The sequence below is a fragment of the Gandjariella thermophila genome, assembly GCF_005405885.1.
GTDB classification, from domain to species: domain Bacteria; phylum Actinomycetota; class Actinomycetes; order Mycobacteriales; family Pseudonocardiaceae; genus Gandjariella; species Gandjariella thermophila.
This window is the reverse complement of sequence record NZ_BJFL01000036.1, coordinates 14,923-36,810: the sequence shown is the minus strand read 5'-3', so window position 1 is coordinate 36,810 and position 21,888 is coordinate 14,923. Positions and strand designations below refer to the sequence as shown.

The 21,888-nt window shown below is 71.9% G+C and carries 19 protein-coding genes and 2 tRNA genes; 11 read left to right on the top strand and 10 right to left on the bottom strand.

The genetic code is table 11. The features are described from left to right. Positions 1 to 2: 2 nt before the first annotated feature. Positions 3 to 731 carry a DUF4191 domain-containing protein gene (locus FFT21_RS23915; protein WP_137816180.1) on the bottom strand — a complete coding sequence of 243 codons (729 nt, stop codon included), beginning with the start codon at positions 729 to 731 and terminating at the stop codon, positions 3 to 5. Between the two features lie 110 nt (positions 732 to 841). Here FFT21_RS23915 and FFT21_RS23910 point away from each other — a divergent pair, with 110 nt between their 5' ends. From FFT21_RS23910 to FFT21_RS28955, 6 genes are all read left to right on the top strand, one after another. Next, a complete protein-coding gene (locus FFT21_RS23910; RefSeq protein ID WP_137816179.1) occupies positions 842 to 2,968 on the top strand; it encodes an ATP-dependent DNA helicase UvrD2 in 2,127 nt (708 codons plus the stop codon). Between the two features lie 112 nt (positions 2,969 to 3,080). Beyond that, positions 3,081 to 3,302 (top strand): hypothetical protein, encoded by a 222-nt coding sequence (locus tag FFT21_RS23905; protein ID WP_137816178.1) that lies wholly within the window; start codon positions 3,081 to 3,083, stop codon positions 3,300 to 3,302. 115 nt (positions 3,303 to 3,417) lie between these two features. Beyond that, positions 3,418 to 3,801 carry a WhiB family transcriptional regulator gene (locus tag FFT21_RS23900; RefSeq protein ID WP_137816177.1) on the top strand — a complete coding sequence of 128 codons (384 nt, stop codon included), beginning with the start codon at positions 3,418 to 3,420 and terminating at the stop codon, positions 3,799 to 3,801. 97 nt (positions 3,802 to 3,898) lie between these two features. Continuing rightward, positions 3,899 to 4,063 (top strand): hypothetical protein, encoded by a 165-nt coding sequence (locus FFT21_RS28960; protein WP_153816579.1) that lies wholly within the window; start codon positions 3,899 to 3,901, stop codon positions 4,061 to 4,063. 311 nt (positions 4,064 to 4,374) lie between these two features. Then, positions 4,375 to 5,259 (top strand): class I SAM-dependent methyltransferase, encoded by an 885-nt coding sequence (locus tag FFT21_RS23895; RefSeq protein ID WP_137816176.1) that lies wholly within the window; start codon positions 4,375 to 4,377, stop codon positions 5,257 to 5,259. A 67-nt stretch (positions 5,260 to 5,326) separates the two neighbouring features. Then, positions 5,327 to 5,503, top strand: a complete 177-nt coding sequence (locus FFT21_RS28955) for a hypothetical protein (RefSeq protein ID WP_153816578.1) — start codon at positions 5,327 to 5,329, stop codon at positions 5,501 to 5,503. A gap of 52 nt (positions 5,504 to 5,555) precedes the next feature. Here FFT21_RS28955 and FFT21_RS23890 read toward each other — a convergent pair whose 3' ends face one another. From FFT21_RS23890 to FFT21_RS29310, 4 genes are all read right to left on the bottom strand, one after another. Then, positions 5,556 to 6,551 (bottom strand): hypothetical protein, encoded by a 996-nt coding sequence (locus tag FFT21_RS23890; RefSeq protein ID WP_225978703.1) that lies wholly within the window; start codon positions 6,549 to 6,551, stop codon positions 5,556 to 5,558. Positions 6,552 to 6,841: 290 nt separating this feature from the next. Beyond that, positions 6,842 to 8,185, bottom strand: a complete 1,344-nt coding sequence (locus FFT21_RS23885; protein ID WP_137816175.1) for an ABC1 kinase family protein — start codon at positions 8,183 to 8,185, stop codon at positions 6,842 to 6,844. Further along, positions 8,182 to 9,303 carry a TOMM precursor leader peptide-binding protein gene (locus tag FFT21_RS23880; RefSeq protein WP_137816174.1) on the bottom strand — a complete coding sequence of 374 codons (1,122 nt, stop codon included), beginning with the start codon at positions 9,301 to 9,303 and terminating at the stop codon, positions 8,182 to 8,184. Before FFT21_RS23880 ends, FFT21_RS23885 begins: the two co-directional genes overlap by 4 nt. A gap of 163 nt (positions 9,304 to 9,466) precedes the next feature. Beyond that, positions 9,467 to 9,616, bottom strand: a complete 150-nt coding sequence (locus FFT21_RS29310) for a DUF5679 domain-containing protein (RefSeq protein WP_192909717.1) — start codon at positions 9,614 to 9,616, stop codon at positions 9,467 to 9,469. A 231-nt stretch (positions 9,617 to 9,847) separates the two neighbouring features. Here FFT21_RS29310 and FFT21_RS23875 point away from each other — a divergent pair, with 231 nt between their 5' ends. Further along, positions 9,848 to 10,384 (top strand): M48 metallopeptidase family protein, encoded by a 537-nt coding sequence (locus FFT21_RS23875; protein WP_137816173.1) that lies wholly within the window; start codon positions 9,848 to 9,850, stop codon positions 10,382 to 10,384. Positions 10,385 to 10,455: 71 nt separating this feature from the next. Here the strand turns inward: FFT21_RS23875 and FFT21_RS23870 are convergent, their stop codons facing one another. Next, positions 10,456 to 11,820 (bottom strand): zinc-dependent metalloprotease, encoded by a 1,365-nt coding sequence (locus FFT21_RS23870; protein WP_137816172.1) that lies wholly within the window; start codon positions 11,818 to 11,820, stop codon positions 10,456 to 10,458. Positions 11,821 to 11,966: 146 nt separating this feature from the next. On the opposite strand from FFT21_RS23870, the gene FFT21_RS23865 reads away from it, so the two are divergent. Next, positions 11,967 to 12,989, top strand: coding sequence for a YlbL family protein (locus FFT21_RS23865; protein WP_225978702.1), 1,023 nt, complete (start codon positions 11,967 to 11,969; stop codon positions 12,987 to 12,989). A 4-nt stretch (positions 12,990 to 12,993) separates the two neighbouring features. On the opposite strand, the gene FFT21_RS23860 is transcribed toward FFT21_RS23865, so the two are convergent. Then, positions 12,994 to 13,542, bottom strand: a complete 549-nt coding sequence (locus tag FFT21_RS23860) for a PPA1309 family protein (RefSeq protein ID WP_192909719.1) — start codon at positions 13,540 to 13,542, stop codon at positions 12,994 to 12,996. A 176-nt stretch (positions 13,543 to 13,718) separates the two neighbouring features. Here FFT21_RS23860 and FFT21_RS23855 point away from each other — a divergent pair, with 176 nt between their 5' ends. The 3 genes from FFT21_RS23855 to FFT21_RS23845 all read left to right on the top strand — a co-directional run bounded on the left by FFT21_RS23855 (position 13,719) and on the right by FFT21_RS23845 (position 17,268). Continuing rightward, complete coding sequence (locus FFT21_RS23855; protein WP_137816170.1) at positions 13,719 to 16,715, top strand: UPF0182 family protein; 2,997 nt, start codon at positions 13,719 to 13,721, stop codon at positions 16,713 to 16,715. A 76-nt stretch (positions 16,716 to 16,791) separates the two neighbouring features. Continuing rightward, positions 16,792 to 16,865 (top strand) — tRNA-Met (locus FFT21_RS23850). A 329-nt stretch (positions 16,866 to 17,194) separates the two neighbouring features. Further along, positions 17,195 to 17,268 (top strand) — tRNA-Met (locus FFT21_RS23845). 65 nt (positions 17,269 to 17,333) lie between these two features. Here the strand turns inward: FFT21_RS23845 and FFT21_RS23840 are convergent. The 3 genes from FFT21_RS23840 to FFT21_RS23830 form a co-directional block, all read right to left on the bottom strand. Then, entirely contained in the window at positions 17,334 to 18,272 is a 939-nt protein-coding gene (locus FFT21_RS23840; protein ID WP_137816169.1) for a DUF3592 domain-containing protein, read from the bottom strand. 99 nt (positions 18,273 to 18,371) lie between these two features. Next, positions 18,372 to 20,051 carry an ABC transporter family substrate-binding protein gene (locus FFT21_RS23835; RefSeq protein WP_137816168.1) on the bottom strand — a complete coding sequence of 560 codons (1,680 nt, stop codon included), beginning with the start codon at positions 20,049 to 20,051 and terminating at the stop codon, positions 18,372 to 18,374. A 148-nt stretch (positions 20,052 to 20,199) separates the two neighbouring features. After that, positions 20,200 to 21,882, bottom strand: a complete 1,683-nt coding sequence (locus FFT21_RS23830; RefSeq protein WP_192909716.1) for an ABC transporter family substrate-binding protein — start codon at positions 21,880 to 21,882, stop codon at positions 20,200 to 20,202. Between the last annotated feature and the right edge of the window lie 6 nt (positions 21,883 to 21,888).

The window sequence follows — 21,888 nt, the reverse complement described above, 5'->3', positions numbered from 1 at the left end:
GGTCACCGACGCCGGATGGTCCGCTGCACGTTCCGCATGCGGGCACCCTGTGGCATCGGCCCCTTCGGCAGCGCGGCGCCGCGGCTGCTCAGCGCCTGCAGCCTGGTCTCCAGCGAGTCCACCTGCGCTGAACTGATGTTGCGCGGGAACTTCATGATGTGCCGCTGCAGCTTCCGCAGTGGCACCTGGCCTTCCTCGTTGCCGACCAGCACGTCGTAGATCGGCGTGTCGCCGACCAGCCGGGACACCCGCTTCTTCTCCTGCGCCAGCAGGTTCTTCACCCGGCTGGGGGCGCCCTCCGCGACGAGGATCACGCCCGGCCGGCCGAGCACCCGGTGCACCGCGTCGAGTTGGGTGGTGCCGGCTACCGCGGTCGACACCCGCCAGCCGCCGCGCAGGTTCTCCAGCGCCCACGCCGCGGCGCCGGGCTGGCCCTCGGCCTTCGCGTAGACGGTGCTCTGCACCCGCCGGCCGAACAGCACCACCGCGCCGAGCACGCCCAGCGCGACGCCCAGCGGCAGCGTCATCCACTGCGCGTGCCAGGGGAAGCCGAGCAGGAAGACAATCGCGGTCGCGCCGAGGAACACGCCCAGCATCAGCGGGATCAGCAGCGGATCCTCGCGGCGCTGCATCTTGAACGCCTCGAAGATCTGCGCCCGCTTGGCCCGGGATTCCTCGCGCTTGGCGCGTGCCGCCTCCCTGGCGGCCGCCTTGTCCTGCTTGCCAGCCATGCTTGCCAGGATACGGCTCTGTTTGTTCTGCCCGCGCACCCCGACCGCGCCGCCGGGGCATGGGTGTGGGGTGCATCGCGGCCGCGTCGGACTCTGCGAGGATGCCAGGCATGGACGGGGAGGGCGCGCAAACCGCGGGACGGCCGGTCGACATCGAGCAGCGGCTGCTCGCGGCACTGGACGCGGAGCAGCGCGCCGCGGTCACCGCGCCCCGCGGCCCGGTGTGCGTGCTCGCCGGCGCGGGCACCGGCAAGACCAGGACGATCACCCACCGGATCGCCTACCTGGTGCATCGCGGCCACGTCTCGCCCGGCCAGGTGCTCGCGGTCACCTTCACCGCCCGCGCGGCCGGGGAGATGCGGACCCGGCTGCGCGCGCTCGGCGTGCACGGCGCGCAGGCGCGCACCTTCCACGCGGCCGCGCTGCGCCAACTCCGCTACTTCTGGCCGAGGGTGGTCGGCGACGAGCCGTGGGAGCTGGTGGAGGGCAGCAAGCTGCGGCTGGTCGGCCAGGCGGCGCACCGGGTGCGGGTGGCCACCGACGGCGAGACCTTGCGCGACCTGGCCGGGGAAATCGAGTGGGCCAAGGCGTCGCTGGTCGGCCCGGACGCCTACGCCGCGGCCACGGCCAAGGTGCACCGGGACACCCCGCTACCCGCCGATCAGGTGGCCCAGGTCTACACCGCCTACGAGGAGCTGAAGAACAAGGCCCGGCTGCTGGACTTCGGCGACCTGCTGCTGCACACCGCGGCGGCGCTGGAGCAGCACGCCGACGTGGCCGCCGAGTTCCGCGACCGGTACCGCTGCTTCGTGGTGGACGAGTACCAGGACGTCACGCCGTTGCAGCAGCGGGTGCTGGACGCGTGGCTGGGCGAGCGGGACGACCTCACCGTGGTCGGTGACGCCAACCAGACGATCTACTCCTTCGCCGGGGCCTCGCCGCGGCCGTTACTGGAGTTCGCCCGCCGCTTCCCCGGGGCGGCCGTGGTGCGGCTGGAACGCGACTACCGGTCCACCCCGCAGGTCGTCGGCCTGGCCAACCGGGTGATCGGCGCCGCGCGCGACCGGCCGGCCGGCTCCCGGCTGCGGCTGGTCGGCCAGCGCGCCGACGGCCCGGAGCCGCAGTTCGCCGAGTTCGACGACGAGCCGGCGGAGGCGGCGGCGGTGGCCCGGCGGATCCGGGAACTGCTCGACGCCGGGGTGCCGGCCAGCCAGATCGCCGTGCTCTTCCGGGTGAACGCCCAGTCCGAGGTGTACGAGCAGGCGCTGTCCGAGGCGGGCATCCCGTACCTGGTGCGGGGCGGCGAGCGGTTCTTCGCCCGGCCCGAGGTGCGGCAGGCGGTGGCCGCGCTGCGGGCGGCCGCGTCCGCGCCACCCGAGGGTGACCTGCCCGAGTCGGTGCGCGCGGTGCTCGCCGGGCAGGGGCTGACCGCGGAACCGCCCGCCGGTGGCGCCGCCCGGGAGCGGTGGGAGTCGCTGCTCGCCCTGGTCGAGTTGGCCGAGGAACTGGCAGGCACGCTGGACGGTGCCGACCTGTCCCGCTACGTCGCCGAGTTGGAGATGCGGGCGGACGCCCAGCACCCGCCGACCGTGGAGGGGGTCACGCTGGCCTCGCTGCACGCGGCGAAGGGTCTGGAGTGGGACGCGGTCTTCCTGGTCGGCTTGGTCGAGGGCACGCTGCCGATCCAGCACGCGGACGGCGACGACGCCGCGATCGAGGAGGAGCGGCGGCTGCTCTACGTGGGCGCCACCCGTGCCAGGGTGTACCTGTGGCTGTCCTGGGCGCTGTCCCGCTCGGCCGGTGGGCGCCGGCATCGCAGGCGGAGCCGGTTCCTCTACGGGCTGATTCCGGAGGATCATCCGGCCGCGCGGCCCACCGCCCGGCTGCGTGACGGTGGCGCGGCGAAGAACGGCAACCGGCGCTGCTGGGTGTGTGGTGACCAACTGGTCGGAGCGGCCGCGCTGAAGCTCGACCGGTGTCCGAGTTGTCCGTCCGATGTGGACGAGGAGTTGCTGGCCAGGCTTAAGTCGTGGCGCAGTGAGCGGGCCCGCCAGCTCAAGGTTCCGCCGTACGTGGTGTTCACCGACGCCACGCTGGTGGCGATCGCCGAGCGGCGCCCTTCGGACACCTCCGGCCTGGTGTCCATCTCCGGCATCGGGGCGGCCAAGTTGGAGCGGTACGGCCCCGATGTGCTCGCTCTGGTGCAGGGCGAAGGCCCCCGATCGGCTGACTCCTGAGCAAACTCGGAAAACCTGTTGCAGGCCTGTCCTGGGGCGCAATAGCCTGCTGAAGCCGGGCCCGAGTGGCCCGAAAGGTTTCGCCACGAGAGCCCGGAGGAGGTGGCCAGCGATGAGGATCTGCCGCGTCGACGATCGCTATGGCCACCGGATCCCCGGGGGTCTTGGTATGTCTGCCGGCATGCCCGGGGCGCCGCTCGCCGATCGGCTGATGGCCCAGCAGGTGCGGCTTGGCTGGCACGCCACCGTGAAGCGTGTCGCGGCGTCCGGCCCGCGTATCCGACCGATCTTCCCGACCGAGATTGTGCTGTCCGCACGGGAGCGAAGTCCCTGACTGCGCCGTCAGGACGACGAGGCTCACGAAGGCCGCGGACCGCATATCGGGTCCGCGGCCTTCGTGTTTTTCCGACTCGACCAGGCAAGGCTCGACCAGACAAGGGGAGTAGTACATGTTGACCGCCACCGTTCCGATACCCGGCGGAACGTTGTCCGAGGGGGACGCGGCCGAGGGGGCCGCGATCACGGGATTGCTCGACACCGCCCCGGCCGAGGGTGCCGACCTGCCCTGCCGGGTCAACGACCCGGACCTGTGGTTCGCCGAGTCACCGGCCGAGCTGGAGCGGGCGAAGGAGCTATGCGCCGGGTGTCCGGTGCGGGCCGAGTGCCTGGCCGGCGCGCTGACCAGGCGGGAGCCGTGGGGTGTCTGGGGCGGCGAGATCTTCGAGCGCGGCGCCGTCATCCCGCGCAAGCGGCCGAGGGGGCGGCCGCGCAAGGAGGACCGGGCCCGGGAGGCGAACTCGGGCCCGTCGGGCAAGCAGGAGGCAGCCGCATGAGGAACCCGGCGCCTGGGCTCACGGGGGCGGCGGCATGAACGGATGCCGATCGGCTGCCGGCGAACTGATCACCGCGCACCGCAAACCGAAGGAGAACGTGACGATGCTGTTGTACGAGGATCTGGCCAGGGCGCGAATGCGCGAGGTCCGGGAGGCCGTCGGTGACCAGCGCTTAGCCCGCCGTCTCCAGGCCACCCGCCGGTGGCGCTGGCTGGCCGGCTGGGCCGCCCGGCGTGCCGCCCGGGCCGCAGCCCTGCTGTAGGAGGGGGACGGCTTCGCGGTGTCACGGTGTTCGGAGGCCCGGTGAGCGTTGTTCGGACCGCCGAGCGGGCGCGGGCCATAGGCCCGCGTGAACGGTCGGTGTGGTGAGGGGCTTGGGGGCCGGCATTGGGCGGCCGAACAACGCGAACGTCTGGATGAGGACACCGTGACACCGCGGGGCGAGCCGGCCGGTAGCCGGTCGGCGAGGCACGTGGCCGCCGCATGGGGAGCCGCCGGAGGCCGATGACGGGGTCGTGACCGCCTCCGGCGCGGTGTGGTGGCCGCGAACGGTGACCTGGGTACGGTTGGTGGGTGGCCGGGCACACCCATGACGGTTTGGACTGGTCGGCGCGGATCGCGGAGATGTGGCGGGCGCAGGCCCTGGAGGGCGGCGCCCTACGCGGGGTGGCCGAGCGCCTCGCCGCCGGGTTGGCCGCGGGCGCGACCGTGGTCGACGTCGGGTGCGGTACCGGGGGCATGAGCGCCGCGCTGGCCGGGGCATTGCGTGGCCGCGGCGGCGGCCAGATGGTGCTGGTGGACGCCGTGCCGGAGTTGCTCGAGGTGGCCGCGGGCGCGGCCACTCGGGCCGGCGCGAACCAGGTGGAGGTGCGCACCGTGCGCGCCGACGCGGCCAGCGAGGAGATGCTGGACCTGGTGCCGGTCGCTGACCTCGTGTGGGCATCGCGGGTGCTGCACCACCTGCCGGACCAGCGGCGTGGCGCCGAGTTGCTCGCCCGGCTGCTCGCTCCAGGCGGGTGGCTGGCCCTCGCCGAGGGCGGCCTGGAGCGGCGGTGCCTCCCGTGGGACGTGGGCGTCGGCCGGCCGGGGCTGCAGGACCGGCTGCTCGCCGCCCGAGCCGCCTGGTTCGAGGCGATGCGGGCCGGTATCCCGGGATCGGTCAGGCTGACCCAGGGCTGGAACCGGGTGCTGGCCGAGCTGGGGCTGGGCAGCGTCACCGCGTTCAGCTACCTGGTCGACCATCCGGCGCCGCCCAGCGCGGCGGTGCGCGAATCGGTGACCGACTGGTTGACCATGGTCGCCGACACCGCTGCCGACCATCTCGACGCGGACGACCGGGAGGCGGTACGCCGGCTGCTTGATCCGCACGATCCCGCCTGGATCGGCGCGCGGGACGACGTGTTCGTGCTCCAGGCGCACACCGTCCACCTTGGACGGGCGGAACCGGAGACGGCGTGATACCCGATCCGGTCGTCGAGCACGCGACGATCCGCGGCGCGCCGCCGGATTCGGATAGCTTCGCCGTGTGGTGGAGACGACGTGCGCCCGCTGTGGCCGGCGGCAGGACCGGGCGGCGAACCCGGTCGAGGCACTGACCTGGGTCGTCGAGCAGGGTCCCGGTTTCCGGCGCTGGCTGTGCCCGCAGTGCGCGCGCACACACGTGCGCGACATCGAGGGCAAGCTCCCCTCCGACTACTGGTGACATCGGCGCCCAGCAGGCGTTGCCGCCGCTGGGAGCCGTCGCCGACCGCGTGTCAGCTGGCCGGCGGTTCGCCGGAACACGTCCGTGCCGCGGGGTGCTCGGGCAGGCCGTGCACCGGCGGCCGGGTGCGCCGCGCGGCCCGCCGGTAGGCGTAGACCAGCTCCCGGCACACCCCCTCCGGGTCGTCGTGCAGGCGCTGCGGCGGGGTGCGCAGTACGACCACGCCCTTGGCGGCCAGCGCGGTGTGCCGGGCCGGCTGCGCCGTCAGCCCCTCCGAGGCCACCGAGAAGCTCCGCGCACCCACCTCCCAGGCCAACGCCACCTCCTCCCACCACGCGTCGACCACCCCCAGCAGGACGCCGGTCACGCCGCGGACGGGCACGTTCCACCGCGGCTCCGGAATCGGGCAGCGTCGCACCACCCGTCGCGCCCAGCCCTCGGCGAGTGAGCGCACGCCGCCGGGGATGGCTCGGAGCACGGCACGCGGCGCGGCCGAGCCGCGCTGGCTGCCGGCGTCGAGTTCGGCGCGCAACTCGGACACCGTGCACAGGCCGCGCCGCACCGGCTCCATCAGCAGTTGACGCAGCTTGGCCGCGTCCCGCTCGCGCCGGGCCAGGTCCAGGACCGCCCGGGTGACCGGGGCGAACGGCAGCTCCGATCCGCCCGCTGCCGGGTCCGGCACCCGCGTGGTCCGCTCAACCTGCACGAAGCCGTGGCTGTTCACCCGGCGCTCGGCGGGAAGCAGCAGGTGCACCTGCTCGGGCGGCGGCAGCTGCCGGATGCCGGCGGCGCGCAACGCGTCCACTCCGGTGATCACCGCGCCGGGACCGGCGTAGGCGATGGCCGCCATGAGAAGCTGCCGGCGGGTGGGCACCCCGTTGCTGAGCAGCAGCACCCCGGGCAGCAGCCGCTGCCAGGGCCCGCCCGGCCGGCAGCGTGCCTCGATGGCCGAGCTCGACACTCCGGCTGCGCGTAACTCGGTGCTGCGTGCCACTCCGTCGGGTATGCGGGTGGTCAGCGTCGCCAGGTCGAGCGGTCTGTGCGTCATGGGTCGATCCTCCGGCCGGCCAAGTCGGCAGAAAACCCCGTTCGCTGGGTCTGTGGACAACCGCGTGAGTGGCTACGCCTGTGAGCCGCGTTGGGCTCACGGTGTGGACAACTCGGCCTTACCGGTTGACAGCGCGTCACATCGTCGTCGCGCCCCGCCCGACACCCGGACAGATCGCTGCTCGGCACGTCTGTCGGAACGAGCACTCGGCGGTCCGGGTTGCTCGGCACCACGATCCGTGCATCAACGATTGCCGACCGCACATCGGCGCGCGGTGCGAGCCGGTGCGGTCACTCGGCGAAGCCAGGTTGCCACCGCGCCACGATCTCCCGCGCGCGGAACTCGGCGCCGAGCTGGCAGAGAATGCCGGTCGCCCCCAAGGTCACCCGGTGGATGAGCAGGTACTGCGGCGGCAGGTTGAGGAACCGTCCGGTGTGGAAGTCCTGCCCGCGCAGGTCGCCGATGCGTTCCGCCTGCCGCTGCAGCCAGCGCCGGGTGAAGTGGAACCGCTCGGTGCGCAACGGGTCCGCGAACGGTGCCAGGTAGGCGAGCACGTCCTCCGCGTCCAACTCGGTGCCGGGGCGGATGAAGTGCTCGGCCCGGAGCAACTCCAACAGTTCCTCCGAGCGTTCCTCCAGGGCGAGCCGGGTCATCACGCCGAGGGTGCGGGGCAGGCCGTCGGGCAGCCGGGCCACCGCACCGAAGTCGATCACGCAGAGCCGGCCGTCCTCGCGCAGCATGAAGTTGCCCGGGTGCGGGTCCGCGTGCAGCAGCCCGGCCCGGGCCGGTGAGGAGAAATGGAACTCGGCGAGCCGCTCACCGGCGAGGTTGCGCTGCTCCACCTCGCCCTCCCGCATGATGGTGGCCAGCGGCAGGCCGGTGACCCACTCGGTGACCATCACCTTGGGCGCGCTCGCCACGACGTGCGGCACCAGCACCTTGTCGTCCCCGTCAAACGCCTTCGCGAACGCCCGCTCGTGGTCAGCCTCGGTGCGGTAGTCCAGTTCCTCCACCATGCGTTCGCGCAGCTCGGCCAGCAGCGGCTTGATCTCCGCGCCGGGCACCAGCGCCTGGAACAGCCGGCTGAACCGGGACAGTTGCCGCAGGTCGGCGAGCAGGGCCTGGTCCGCGCCCGGATACTGGATCTTCACCGCCACGTCTCTGCCGTCGTGCCAGACGGCGTGGTGTACCTGCCCGATGCTCGCGGCGGCGGCCGGCTCGTCGTCGAAGTCGGCGAACCGCTTGATCCAGGAGGTGCCGAGCTGCTCGTCGAGGACCCGATGCACCGTCCTGGCCGGCATCGGCGGGGCAGCCGTCTGCAGCTTGGTCAGCGCCTCCCGGTATGGGGCGGCGAGGTTGTCCGGCGCTGCGGCCTCGAACACGCTCAGCGCCTGCCCGAACTTCATCGCGCCGCCTTTGAGCTGGCCCAGCACGGTGAACAACTGCTCGGCGGTCCTGGCTGAGAACTCGGCGCTGACCTCTTCGGCGCTCTGTCCGGCCAGCCGCCTACCCCATCCGCTGACGACGCGGCCGGCGACCCCGAGCGGGAGGCTTGCCAGTCTTGCCGTTCGCTGCACGGCCCTGCGCGGGATCTCCGTCACGCCGATGATTGTCCATGCATCACCGACCCTCATGCAGTGTCGTGTACCTCGTCGCCCGGACGCGCGGTGTGCAGCGCGGGTTCGCGGTGGGCTCCGCAGCAGGACGGGTGGCGTGGCCAGCGCCGCCGTCGGAGCGCGGCGCGGAGCGGATCGAGTTCGAGTGTGGTGTCCCAGACCAGCGGGCGGGTGCCGTGCCTCGGCCACTCCAGAGCGAGCAGGGCCTGGCCCACGGCGAGCGCGGCGGTGGCCTGGGCGGTGGCCAGATCGGCTGGCTGCGGGCGATGCCCGAGTTGGGCCGCAACCCGCGGCCAGCACGGATCGCGGTCGGTGCGGTAGAGGTCGGCACAGCGCAGGCAACTGGTGCGGCCGGGCAGCACCAGCGGGCCGACCAGCCCGGTGCCCTCGCGGGCGCGGACCACCAGGTGTGGGATCTGGTCGGCGACCAGGGCGGCGACCAGCGCCGGGTCGGGAACCACCGCATCGGCGAGCACGGCGAGATCCGGACGGCGGTGCGGCGGCAGTGCGCGACCGTCCGCGCCGCTGGCCGCGCGCCGCACCGCCGCCTTCGCGGCTTCCCGGCGGGGCCGGCCCACGTCGGAGTCGAGATACCCGCAGCCGGTGTCCTCGGGCTGCACCACGCCGGCCGCGGCCACCTGCACCCGGCCCACACCGGCCGCCGCGAGCAGCACGGCCACCGCGACCGCCAGCCTGCCGTCGCCGTGCACGACCACCGCGGACTCCCGGCGGACATCGGGTACCCGGGCGCGCGGATGCCCGGTGCGCAGCGTCCAGGTGGTCGAGTCGGCCGTCAGCCGGCCCGGGGCTCCGGCCGCCGACCGTGTCGACGGGGCCGCGTCGTCCAGCAGCCCGGCCGTGGCCAGCGCGTCGAGAAGTTCCAGCACGGCCGAGCGGTCCACGCCCCGTTCGGCCGCGTGATGGACCAGTTCGTCCAGTGTGTGCCGGCCGTCCAGGGTGGTGAGCAGATCGGCCAGCGGCGGGCACAGTCCGCCGATGACGACCGCGTGCCGCGGATCGGTGCCGACCTGCACCTCGTCCGGTGCCCGGCGCAGCACGGCGAGCCCGGGTAACACCCTCGGCCGGCTGAGTGGACCGGCCTGGTCCGCTGAGTAGTGCAGTCCGCTCGTCCTCATGGCCGCAGCCTGGCACGGGGCGGCCCTGACTCGCGAACGGTTGTCCACAGGTGGCGTCGACTATCCACAGGTCACGATCGGGGCTTGACAGCCACGGAGCCGCCACGCTCGGTGCTCGCGTGTGCGGTTGCTCCGCGCGTGCCGGCGTGTGCCCCCACCGCCGTCAGGCCTTGCCGAGGATGCGGGTCATCTTCGTCCCGCACTTGGGACAGGTGCCCTTGGCCAGCCGGCGGCCGTTGGTCTCCTCCACCATTCCCACGAAGTCCCGCTTCTCCCGGCACTTGACGCAGTAGCCGTTGTAGGTCTCGGCCACGGCAGCCTCCCTTGCTCGTCGATACGCCCACCGTTCGGGACAGGGCGCGTCCAGCCCGGCTCGGCCGTCGCGCGTGGCCCGCGGCGCACGCTACCTGTGAGAATGCCCTGCTCGCCGGGCCGAGCGTGCGGCGTGTCCGTGGCTTCACCGATCAGTGGGGTCGGGCTCACCCACCAGTTGTGCTACCGGATTCCGCCCGAACCGTCGGTCTCTGGCCTTACCGTGAACGCCGTGGCCAAACCTCAGGTGGAGGTGCGCCGGAGTCGCCGGCGACGCAACACCGTCAGTGCGTATCGGGAGGGCGACACGGTCGTCGTCCTGCTGCCGGCCCGGATGTCCCGGGCCGAGGAGGAACACTGGGTGGCGGAGATGCTCCGCCGCCTGCAGAAGAGCGAGACCCGGCGCCGCTCCCCGGCGCGGGCCTCGGACGAGGCACTACTCATCCGGTGTCACGAGCTCACCGGGCGTTACCTGGGCGGCAGGGCGGTGCCGTCGAGCGTGCGCTGGGTTCCCCCGATGCGCACCCGTTGGGCTTCCTGCACACCGGCCGAGGGCACCATCCGCGTGAGCGACCGGTTGCGGGACGTGCCCGCCTGGGTTCTGGACTACGTCCTGGTGCACGAACTGGCGCACCTACTGGTCCCCGGACATGGCAAGGACTTCTGGCGGCTGGTACGCCAGTACCCGAAAACCGACCGGGCGATCGGCTACCTGGAGGGCCTGTCCGCGGCGGCCGGTCTGCGGATCACCACCGACGAGGAGGAGTGAGCAGGCTTACGCGAGCCTCCGGGGTAGCCGCCAGCGGGGTCGGCCGTCCCGGGTGCGGCGAGCCGGTGCGTTCAGGACTGCGCGGCGGAGTCGCCACCCTCCTCGCCGTCCTCGCGGTCCTTCGGGCGCTCCTCGCGCTCCAGCTCGGCGATCGGGTCCTCCAGCGCCTCGGGCTCGGTGCCGAGCCGCTCGGCGAACCCCATCGGGTCGTCCAGGTCATCCGAGCTGGGCACCAGGTCGGGATGGGCCCAGACCTGGTCGCGCGCCTCGACGCCGTGCTGGTCGCCGACCAGCCGCCACAGCGCCGCGGCCGCGCGCAGCCGGCGGGGCCGTAGCTCCAGGCCGACCAGGGTGGCGAAGGTCTGCTCGGCCGGACCTCCGCTGGCCCGCCGCCGGCGCAGTGTCTCCCGCAGCGCCTCGGCACCGGGCAGCCGCTCGTTGACCGCGTCCGCGACAACCACGTCGACCCAGCCCTCGACCAGCGCGAGCAGCGTCTCCAGGCGGGTCAGCGCGGCCTTCTGCTCCGGCGTCGTCTGCGGTTCGAACATGCCGGACCGCATCGCCTGCTCGATCGACTCCGGGTTGGTCGGGTCGATCTGCCCGGCGAGCTGCTCCATCGCCGAGGTGTCCACCTTGATGCCCCGGGCGAACTCCTCCACGGTGGCCAGCAGCCGCTGCCGCAGCCACGGCACGTGCGTGAACAGCCGCTGGTGGGCGGCCTCGCGGGCGGCGAGGAACACCAGCACCTCGCTGCTCGGCCGCTCCAGGCCGCTGGTGAACGCCTCGATGTTGGCCGGCAGCAGCGCGGCGGTGCCCTCCGGGCCGAGCGGCAGGCCCACCTCGCTCGAGGCCAACACCTCGCTGCCGAGCTGGGCGAGCGCGCTGCCGAGCTGGGAGCCGAAAGCCATCCCGCCCATCTGGCCGAGCATGGACAGCAGCGGACCGGCGGCCTGCTTGGCCTCCTCCGGCACCGCCTCCACCCAGGCGCCGGACACCCGCTGCGCGACCGGGTCGCACAGTCGCTGCCAGGTGGGCAGGGTGCCCTCCACCCAGTCCCGGGCGGACCAGGCCTGCGCGGTGCGCGCCCCGGCCGGCAGCGTGGTCACCGGGTCGAGCCACAGTTCGGCGAGGTGTACCGCGTCGGCGACGGCCCTGCCCTGCTCCTCGGTGGCCGCCGGCTTCCCGGTGAGCTGCTGAACCGCGATCTGCTTCGCCAGGTCGTAGTTGACCGGCCCGCTCGACGGCGACGCCTGGCTGAGCATCTGGCCGAGCTGGGTGAGCATCTGGCCAAGCTGGCTGACGTCGAAGCCGCCCGGCATGCCACCGGGAAAACCGGAGCCCGGCTGTCCGGGCCGGTTCCCGCCCGGTTCGGATGGCTTGCCCTCGCCGCGCTCGTCGGGGTTCTCCGGGCCGAACCCGAACGGCAAATCGGTCATGCCTCCACGGTACGCGGCATGGGCGCCGCGAGCGGCCCCGGTCACCAGCTCTCCGAACAGGCACTGTGCTCTGCGCGAACGCGGCCGGCCGGCGTACCGGAGAGGTCACGTCGGTCCCACAGGGCACGGCCGTACGCTGTCCGACCGTGAGTCGTCGTACCTGGACCCTGCTGATCAGCCTGGTGATCGTGGCCGCACTGGGGCTGCTCGCGGGATTCGCGCGGGTGCCCTACGTCGCGCTCGGACCCGGACCGACCTACGACACCCTCGGCAGCGTCAACGGGACCCAGGTCGTGGACATCACCGGTCAGCGCACCTACCCGACCAGGGGGCACCTGACCATGACCACGGTGTCGCTGACCGACGACGTGACCCTGTTCGAGGCGCTGGGCCTGTGGGCGAGCGGCCGCTACGCGCTGGCGCCCCGGGAGGAGTACTACAAGCCGGGCGAGTCCGAGCAGCAGATCCAGCAGGAGAACACGCAGCAGTTCAAGGACTCGCAGACCAACGCCGAGGCGGCCGCGCTGCGCTACCTCGGCTACCCGAGCAAGGTGATCGCCAGCCAGGTGGTCTCCGGCAGCCCCGCCGACCACGTGATCGCCCCCGGTGACCGGCTGACCGAGGTGAACGGCCGGAGGGTGGCCACGGCCGACGACGTGCTGGCCGCGCTGCAGGACACCCGCCCCGGGCAGCGGGTGGCGGTGCGCTTCCAGCACGACGGGGCGCCCGAGCAGACCGCCGAGGTCACCCTGGCCCAGCGGGAGGGCCGCCCCCAGGGCTTCCTCGGCATCGCCCCGGTCGACCGGGCGGACGCGCCGTTCCAGATCAAGATCAGCCTGTCGGACGTGGGCGGTCCCTCGGCCGGGTTGATGTTCGCGCTGGCCATCGTGGACAAGCTGACCCCGGACGAGCTGGACGGCGACCAGTCGATCGCCGGCACCGGCGAGATCGACGGCAAGGGCACGGTCCGCCCGATCGGCGGCATTCCGTTCAAGATGATCGCCGCGCGGGAGGGTGGCGCGACCACGTTCCTGGTACCGGCGGCGAACTGCGCCGAGGCCAAGGCGCACGCCCCGTCGGGGTTGCGCCTGGTGAAGGTGGACGACCTGGCCGGCGCGGTGCAGGAGCTGCGAGCGCTGAAGGCGGGCCAACCCGTCCCCGGCTGCTGAACCGTCAGGGACGAAGCGTCTGGTGCAGCGCGGCGGTGAGGTTCGGCGCCAGCTCGGGGTGCTCGACGATCTCGTCCGGGTGGTCGGCGTCGCCGCGCAGCCGCAGCACGCACGCCGTGGAGCCGTCCCGCAGCACGGCCGCCACCAGCCGAGCCTCCCGCCGCCGCGGGTGCTCGGCAGCGAACCGGAGCACCCGCTCGGTGTCCTCCGCGGTGGAGGCCAACTCCTCCTCGGCGTCCGGCGGCAGCACCACGATCTCCTGGGCCAGCGCGCAGCCGGACACCGCCTCCGGCCACACGATGCCGCCGAGCACCTCGGCCAGGTCCCGATCCGGCAGCGGCTCCTGGGCGACCGGGGTCAGTACCGCGTCGGTGTCGAGCTTGTCGGCCAGGTCGGGCTGTTGTGCCAGCAGGTCGGCCGTGGGGACCAGGGCGAACAGCTGCGGTGCCTGGTCCCAGCCGGCGGCCGAGACGAAGTCCTCGACCTCGCGGGCGACCGCGGGCAGGGCAGGGGACGAGCTGCGCGGGGTTTCGGCGGAAGGCACGCCACCTATCGTCCCATCCGGTGGTACGGCCCGCCCCACCGGGAGTAACCGGCCAAAGCCGAAAGGCGGTTATCGCGGGACCGCCGGGGAACCCTGACCGCCGTCCGTAGAGTTGAACACCAAGGACGGTCCTCCGCGGCGCGGAAGGCCGTCGCCGGAACACCGTGGATCCAGGAGCGTGCCCCGTGGCCGTGCGGCCTCCGAGCGGACTGCCGAAGTTGTCCAGGCGCAGTCGCATTCTGCTCATCGTCGGCGTGGCGGTGCTCGCCGCGCTGATCCTCGGCTCGCGGGTGCTGGACGGCTACGTCGAGTGGCTGTGGTACGGCGAGGTCGGCTTCCGGTCGGTGTTCAGCACCGTGCTGGTCACCCGGTTCCTGCTGTTCCTCGCGGTGGGCGTGCTGGTCGGCGGCCTGCTCGCGGTGAGCCTGGTGGTCGCGTACCGCACCCGGCCGGTGTTCGTGCCGGTGTCCGGACCGGACGACCCGGTGTCCCGGTACCGCGCCGCGGTGGTGGCCCGGCTGCGGCTGTTTGGCATCGGACTGCCGGTCATCGTCGGGCTGATCTCCGGCGCGGCCGCGCAAGGCAACTGGCAGCAGGCCCAGCTCTTCTTCCACGCCACCAGGTTCGGCGTCACCGACCCGCAGTTCGGTAACGACGTCGGCTTCTACGCCTTCCAGCTGCCGTTCTACAGCTGGATGCTGGGCTGGCTGTTCGTCGCGGTCGCGCTGGCCTTCTTCGGCGGGCTGGTCGCGCACTACCTGTTCGGCGGCATCCGGCTGGCCGGCCGCGGCGGTCAGCTGTCCACCCCGGCGCGCACCCAGCTCGCCGTGACCGCCGGGGTGTTCGTGCTGCTCAAAGCGGTGGCGTACTACTTCGACCGGTACTCGCTGCTGCTCTCCCAGCACTCCTCGCTGCTCTCCCAGGGCAACGACAGCTTCACCGGCGCCAGCTACACCGATCTCAACGCGGTGCTGCCGGCGAAGCTGATCCTGCTGTGCATCGCGGTGTTCTGCGCGATCGCCTTCTTCGCCGGCGCGTTCCTGCGCAACCTGCAGCTTCCGGCGATCGCCGCGGTGCTGCTGATGCTGTCCAGCCTGCTGGTCGGCGCTGCGTGGCCGGCGATCCTGCAGCAGTTCTCCGTCGCGCCGAACGCCAACCAGAAGGAGTCGCTGGCCATCCAGCGCAACATCGACGCGACCACCCGCGCCTTCGGCCTCACTCCCGACAAGGTGAAGTTCGAGCCGTACGCCGGCCGCGCCAACCTGTCCCCGCAGGAGGTGAAGGCCGACCAGAGCACGATCCCGAACATTCGGTTGCTCGACCCGAACGTGGTCTCCGGCGCGTTCACGCAGCGCGAGCAGCGGAAGAACTTCTACGGCTTCCCACCGAAGCTCGGTATCGACCGGTACACCGTCAACGGCGTCACCAGCGACTACGTCGTCGCCGTCCGGGAGATCAACACCGAAGGCCTGGCCGACAACCAGCGCAGCTGGATCAACCGGCACATGGTCTACACGCACGGCAACGGGTTCGTCGCGGCCAAGGCCAACCTGATCAACCAGACCACCGACACCGCGGGCGGCCAGGGCGGCTACCCGGTGTTCACGGCGAGCGAGATCGGCACCGACGGGAACGTCATCCAGGGCGACATCCCGGTCAACACGCCGCCCCGGATCTACTACGGCGTGCTGTCCAACGACTACGCGATCGTTGGCGGCAACCCCGGCCAGGCCCCCGCCGAGTACGACACCGACACCAGGCAGTTCACCTACGGCGGCGCCGGCGGCGTGCCGATCGGCAACTGGTTCAACCGGCTGGTCTTCGCCGCCCACTACGGCGAGCGCAACATCCTGTTCAACCGGGCCATCGGGCAGAACTCGAAGATCATCTTCAACCGGGATCCGCGGGACCGGGTCAAGGCCGTGGCGCCGTGGCTGACCACCGACGGCGACCCCTACCCGGCGGTGATCGACGGCCGGGTGCAGTGGATCGTCGACGGGTACACCACGCTGAACACCTACCCGTACTCCCAGCTCACCTCGCTGGCCGGGGCGACGAACGACTCGCTGCCCGCCAACGGCGTGCGCAAGCAGGCCAACACCGACATCAACTACATCCGCAACTCGGTCAAGGCCACCGTGGACGCCTACGACGGCACGGTGAAGCTGTACTCGGTGGACGACAGCGACCCGGTGCTCAAGGCATGGCAGGGTGTGTTCCCCGGCACGGTGCGGCCGTCCAGCGCGATCCCGCAGTCGCTGCGCGACCACTTCCGCTACCCCGAGGACCTGTTCAAGGTGCAGCGCGAGCTGCTCGCCCGCTACCACGTCACCAACCCGCAGGAGTTCTACTCCAACGTGTCGTTCTGGGACGTGCCCAGCGACCCGACCGCGGACAGCCCGACCACGCAGCAGCAGATCCAGGCGCAGACCCAGCAGCAGCCGCCGTACTACGTGCTGGCCGGCGGGACGGGCGGCGGCAACCCGTCGTTCCAGCTGACCAGCCCGCTGGTCAGCCAGAAGCGCGACTTCATGTCGGCCTACGTCACGGTCGGCTGCGACCCGGGCGGGTACGGCAAGATCACCGTGTTGCAGCTGCCTACCGACAGCCAGACGCCGGGCCCCAAGCAGATGCAGACCCAGTTCATCACCTCGCCGCAGGTCAGCATCACGCTCAACCAGCTGCGGCAGCAGCAGACCAAGGTCGTCTACGGCAACCTGCTCACCCTTCCGGTCGACGGCGGGCTGCTCTACGTGGAACCCGTGTACGTCGAGCAGAGCAACAACGCGGCCACCTCGTACCCGCAGCTCTCCCGGGTACTGGCCAGCTTCGGCGGCACGGTCGGCTTCGCCCCCGACCTCAGGGGTGCGCTGGACCAGGTCTTCGGCGCCGGAGCCGGCGACGCCGCCAACCCCGGCCAGAACGGCCCCGCGACCACGCCGGCACCGCCGAGCAGTTCGAACCCGCCCAGCTCCGGCCAGGTCAGCCCGGACCTCGCGCAGGCGGTCAACGACATCCAGGCCGCCCTGCAGCGGATCAAGGCCGCACAGCAGGCCGGTGACTGGGTGGCGCTCGGCCAGGCGTACAAGGACCTCGACGACGCCACCAGGCGGTTCGAGCAGGCCAGGACTTCCGGCGGAGCGCCGTCCTCGGCCGCACCCACGCCGACACCGAGCCGGTGAGCGTTTGATTCATGTCACGTGCTGGCCACCCGGTTTGAACACCGGCGTCACCGGCCCGTAGAGTGGATGACACCAACGCGGGGTGGAGCAGTTCGGTAGCTCGCTGGGCTCATAACCCAGAGGTCGCAGGTTCGAATCCTGTCCCCGCTACCGAGGTGGGCGAGGTCTGTCCGCGGAAAGCGCGGACGGGCCTCGTCCGCGTTTTTTGTGGGGGTGCGACCCCCACGCCCCGCCCGGGGGCAGGCCCCCGGACCCCCGCGGGTGGGTGCGGTTGGGTGGTCGTCGCGCGGAAGGTGCGGAGGGGTCTCGTCCGCGTTTTTTGTGGGGGTGCGACCCCCACGCCCCGCCCGGGGGCAGGCCCCCGGACCCCCGCGGGTGGGTGCGGTTGGGTGGCCGGGTTACGGTCGTGCCTGGTTGTGGGGCCGGTTGGGGGTGGTGATCGAGGCCAGGTCGGTGTGTAGTAGTCTGGTTTTCGTCAACGCGGGGTGGAGCAGTTCGGTAGCTCGCTGGGCTCATAACCCAGAGGTCGCAGGTTCGAATCCTGTCCCCGCTACTGAACCGGGTGCGGTCCGTTCGTGGTGGGCGGACCGCACCCGTTTTTCTACGCGTGCCGGCCGATCAGGAGGGATCGGAGCCGCGGATCGCGGCCCACCACAGGGCGAGCACGGCCGTCACCACGGTGGCGCCCAACCAGCCGGTGGCACCGCTACCGTCCAGATAGGACCAGAACAGGCCGACGAACGGTGCCGGCACCAGTAGTGCGGCGTCGGCCCGCCACTGCCGGCGCAGGGTGACCACCTCCTCGCCGCGCTGCGCGGCATGTTCGTCCGGACGCGCGGGGTTGTCCGTGCGCCGGCCGCGCGGCTCGGCGCGGACCACGGCACCGGACGGGTACAACGTGACATCACCCACCTGGGCGGCGACCAGCCGGTGCACGGCCGGATCGCCGAACACCCGCACGGTGGCCGGGGAGGGCAGGGCGACCAGCGCCGGATCGAAGTAGACCGGGACCCACCGCCGGGGGCCGCGCTCGGTTTCCAGCCAGGACCGGGTGATCAGGCCGCGCTGGACGCGGACCCGCCGTACCGGCAATGTGGTCGCCGGCCGGCGGGTCAGCCGGGCTCGGGAGGAAAGCCGCCATCCGGACACGGCCAGTACGGCGAGCGCGACGACGGCCGCGAAGGCCATGCCGCCGGCCGCCCGGTCCGCCCCGGCGAGCAACGCCGCGCCGGGGATCACGGCGTGGTCGGGGCGTGCCGGGTCGTAGGCCACCTCGGTGCGGGTGCCCGGCCTCAGCGGGTGCCCGGCCAGCGGCACCGTGGCCACGGCGGCCCGGCCGTCCGGCAGCGTCCAGGCGACCCGGGCGCTGGCCGGGGCGGCCGCGGTGACCTCCGCCTGCGCCCGCGCGGTCAGCGTGCGTAGCTCGGCGGTCGCGGCGGCGAACGACGCGGCGGACAGCCCGGCCACCGCCGCGCAGACGGCCAGCACCAGCGCGGTGGTGACCAGGCCGTGCCGCACGGCCCGCACCCGGCACAGCGATCGGATCAGGCCGGACACGGCCCTACTCTGCCCGAGCCGGCGGATGCGCGGGCAGGCCGGTAGACCCGGAGGCTGGCCCGGAATCCGCCCGTCGGCTTGCCCGGCCCGGCAGATGCGTCACGGCAGCCAGCCGATGCGGGTGTAGGCGACGCTGGCCAGGCCGACGTCACCGAAGTTGGCGAGCCTGTCCCGAACCGCCACGATGGACGGCCGCCGGTACAGCGGCAGCGAGTGGCCGAGGTTCCACAGCTCCTGGTCGGCCTGGTTGAGGAGCTGGAAACGGCGGGCGTCGTCCAGCTCGCCGGCGGCCTCGTTGAGCAGTCTGTTGATCCGGTCGTCGCCGATCCGGCCGTAGTTCTGCTGGGCCTGCGGGCCGACGGTGAACGACGACAGCGCGTCGGTCACCGGCGAGCCGGTACCCATCTGCGCGAAATGGGTGATGTCGAAGTCGCCGGGCACCACGTGCTGGTCGAAGAAACCGTGGCTGTCCACGGTCTGGACCTGCACGTCCACGCCGATCTCCCGGAGCTGCTTCTGCACCATCTGCGCCTCCTGGACGCTGGCCGCCGTGCCGGCCGGCACCACGTCCCGGATGCGCAACTCGACGCCGCCGCGGCGGCGCACCCGGCCGTCCATCCGCCAGCCGAGCTGGTCCAGCCGACGCCGGGCGGCCTCCGGGTCGTACGACACCACCGCGGAGTTGTCCTGGTAGCCGGGGAAGCCCTTGACGTAGAGGTGATTGCCGAGCGGTTCGGCGTCCGGCAGCAGCTGCCCGGCCAGCGCCCTGGCGATCGAGACCCGGTCGATGCCGCGCATGATCGCCTTGCGCAGTTCCGGGTCGGCGACGATGGAGTTGCCACTGCCGTTGAACACGATCGTGCGGTAGTTGGGCAGCGTGGCGCGGCGCAGCACGATGCCGGGCAGCGCCCGGGCTCGCTGGTAGACGTTGATGTCCGCGGCCACGCCGGTGAAGTCCAACTCGCCGTTGGCCAGCGCGTCCACCGCCTGCTGGCCACTGCCGACGTAGCGGAACACGATCCGGTCCAGCCGGGGCTTCTCGCCCCACCAGCCGGGGTCCCGGACCACGGTCACGGTCTTGCCCGTCGGGTCCAGCCGGCCGACCGTGAACGGCCCGCCGGTCAGCTTGGGCGCGTCCTTCCAGCCCCGGTTGAACTCGTCCGGGTCGCCGGTCATCGACTTCGGGTACAGGACCTGGAACAGGTTCTTCCACTCGGCGTAGGTGGGGCTGAACGTGGCGGTGAACTCGTAGTCGTCGGCGCCGCGAGCGATGTCCACGACGTTGGCGTAACCGGCGGTGGACAGCACGTGGAAGCTGGTGTCCCTGCCGTTCACCGCCGCCCACTGGGATCGGTAGTCGTCCCAGGTGATCGGGGTGCCGTCGGACCAGTGCGCGGCCCGGTTGAGCCGGTAGGTCACCTTCTGCGGGTTGGTGGAGCTGAGCTGGAACCACTCCAGGTACGCCGGGTTGGGCGACCAGGTCCCGGCGGCGTCGGAGATCACCGGAGTGGGCATCATCGACTGCACCACCGGCGGAATGTCACCGTTGGTGGCGTCCGCGTGCAGCATGTTGAACTGCGCCGGGTAATCCTCCACCGGCCACTTCAGCTCCCCGCCGTCCGCAAGCCGGCTCGGGTTGACTGGGTTGATGTCGTTCTGGCCGATCGCCTGGGGCGCCCCGGAGGACTCCGGGCTGCCCGAAGGGCCGGTACCGCAGCCGGCCACCAGCGTGGCGGCCAGCGCGGCGCCGGCGACAAGCCGGGCGGGAGAGCGACGCACGGCGGAATCCCTTTCGCTCGCCGGCCGTGGCGGTCGGCCGCTGATCACGTCCACGGTCCACTATGGACCAACGCGGAATGGTTTGGACATGCTCTCAACAGGTGAGCGGGCCGGGCCGGGATCCGGCCCGGCCCGCCATCCGGGTGACTCAGGAGGTGAAGCCGATCTTGGTCCAGTCCGGCTGGCCGAAGCCGAAGGCGCCGTAGTTGGCCAGGTTGGCTTTGGCGCCGACGGCGTCCGGCCGCTGGTAGAGCGGCAGCGAGAAACCTTCCTGCCAGATCGCCTGGTCGATCCGGTTGCCGAGTTGCATCCGCTTGGCGTCGTCCAGCTCGGCGTTGGCCTGCCGGTACAGGTCGTTGAGGCCGGCGGTGTCCGGCACCCGGCCGTAGTTCTGGTTCACCGAGTTCGGGTCGAACGTGTAGATCGACGTGGACGAGCTGAGCGGGAAGGGCACGCCGATCCAGGACATGTTCTGCACGTCGAAGTTGCCGACGTTGATGTACTGGTTCTGCCAGGCGGTCGAGTCCACCGTCTGGATGTTGACCCGCACGCCGATCTCGGCGAGCTGCTTCTGCGCGAGCTGCGCCTCGTCCGCGCTGACCTTGACGCCGGCCGGCACCACCCAGCGGATCTCCAGCTTCCTGCCGTCTTTCTCCCGGGTGTCACCGTTGAGCTTCCACCCCAGCGCGTCCAGGGCCCGGGCCGCCTCGTCCTTGTTGTACGCGTACGGCCCGCCGTTGTCCTGGTAGCCCTGCTGCCCCTCCATGTAGATGTGGTTCTGCAGCGGGTGCGCGTCCGGCATGATCGGGCCGACCTCGGCCTTGGCGATCACGTCCCGGTTGATGCCCTTGAAGATCGCGGTGCGCAGCTTGGGGTCGGCCAGCACCGAGGTGGGCGCGCCGTTGAAGTTCAGCACCCGCCAGTTCGGGGCGAGCGCCCGGTGGATCTTCGCGCCGGGCACCTGCTGCACCTGCTGGTAGATCGGCACCGACGGGCCGATGTCCACCGCGTCGATGGTGCCGTTGGCGAACGCCTGCGCCATCTGGTCCGGTGAGATCGGGTGGAACACGATGGTGTCCAGCTTGGGCTTGGCACCCCACCAGTTCGGGTCGGCCTCCTCGGTGACCGTCTTCGCCGTGGCGTCGATGCTCTTCACCCGGAACGGGCCGGCGGTGACCGGGATCCGGCCCAGCCAGCCCTTGTTGAACGCGTCCGGGTTGTCGTTGGCCGAGGCCGGGTAGAGCGGGCCGAACAGGCTCTTCCATTCGGCGAAGGTGTTCTTGAAGGTGACCTTCACCTCCTGGTCGTTCGCGCCCCGCTCGACGCTGCCGATGTCCTGGTAGCCGGTGGTGGTCGCGGGCAGGTAGCCGGGCGTGCCGCTCATCGCCTTCCACTGGGCGGCGAAGTCCCGCCAGGTCATCGGGGTCCCGTCGGACCACTTCGCCTTCGGGTTGATCCGGTAGGTGATCACCTGGGGGTTGGTCGAGGTGACGTCGGCCGATTCCAGGTAGTCCCTGTTCAGGCTGACCGTGCTGTCCGGGTTGTTGGTGAAGATGGACGGCAGGATCGGCAGGATGACGTCGTTGAGGTCCTTGGAGACGCCCTGCACCTGGTTGTAGTTGTAGTTCTCGATCGGCGCGGTGATCGCCAGGTTGAGCGTGCCGCCCTGCTTCACCTTCTCCACCGGCTGCGGGTTGATGTCGTTCACGCCGAACTGCCTGAACTGGGCGCTCTGCCCGGAGCCACCGCCACCCCCGCAGGCCGAGAGCAGCAGCGCCCCCGCCGCGAGCGGTGCGGCGAGCAGGGTCCACCTCCGTCGGACTGCCGCCACGTCGAT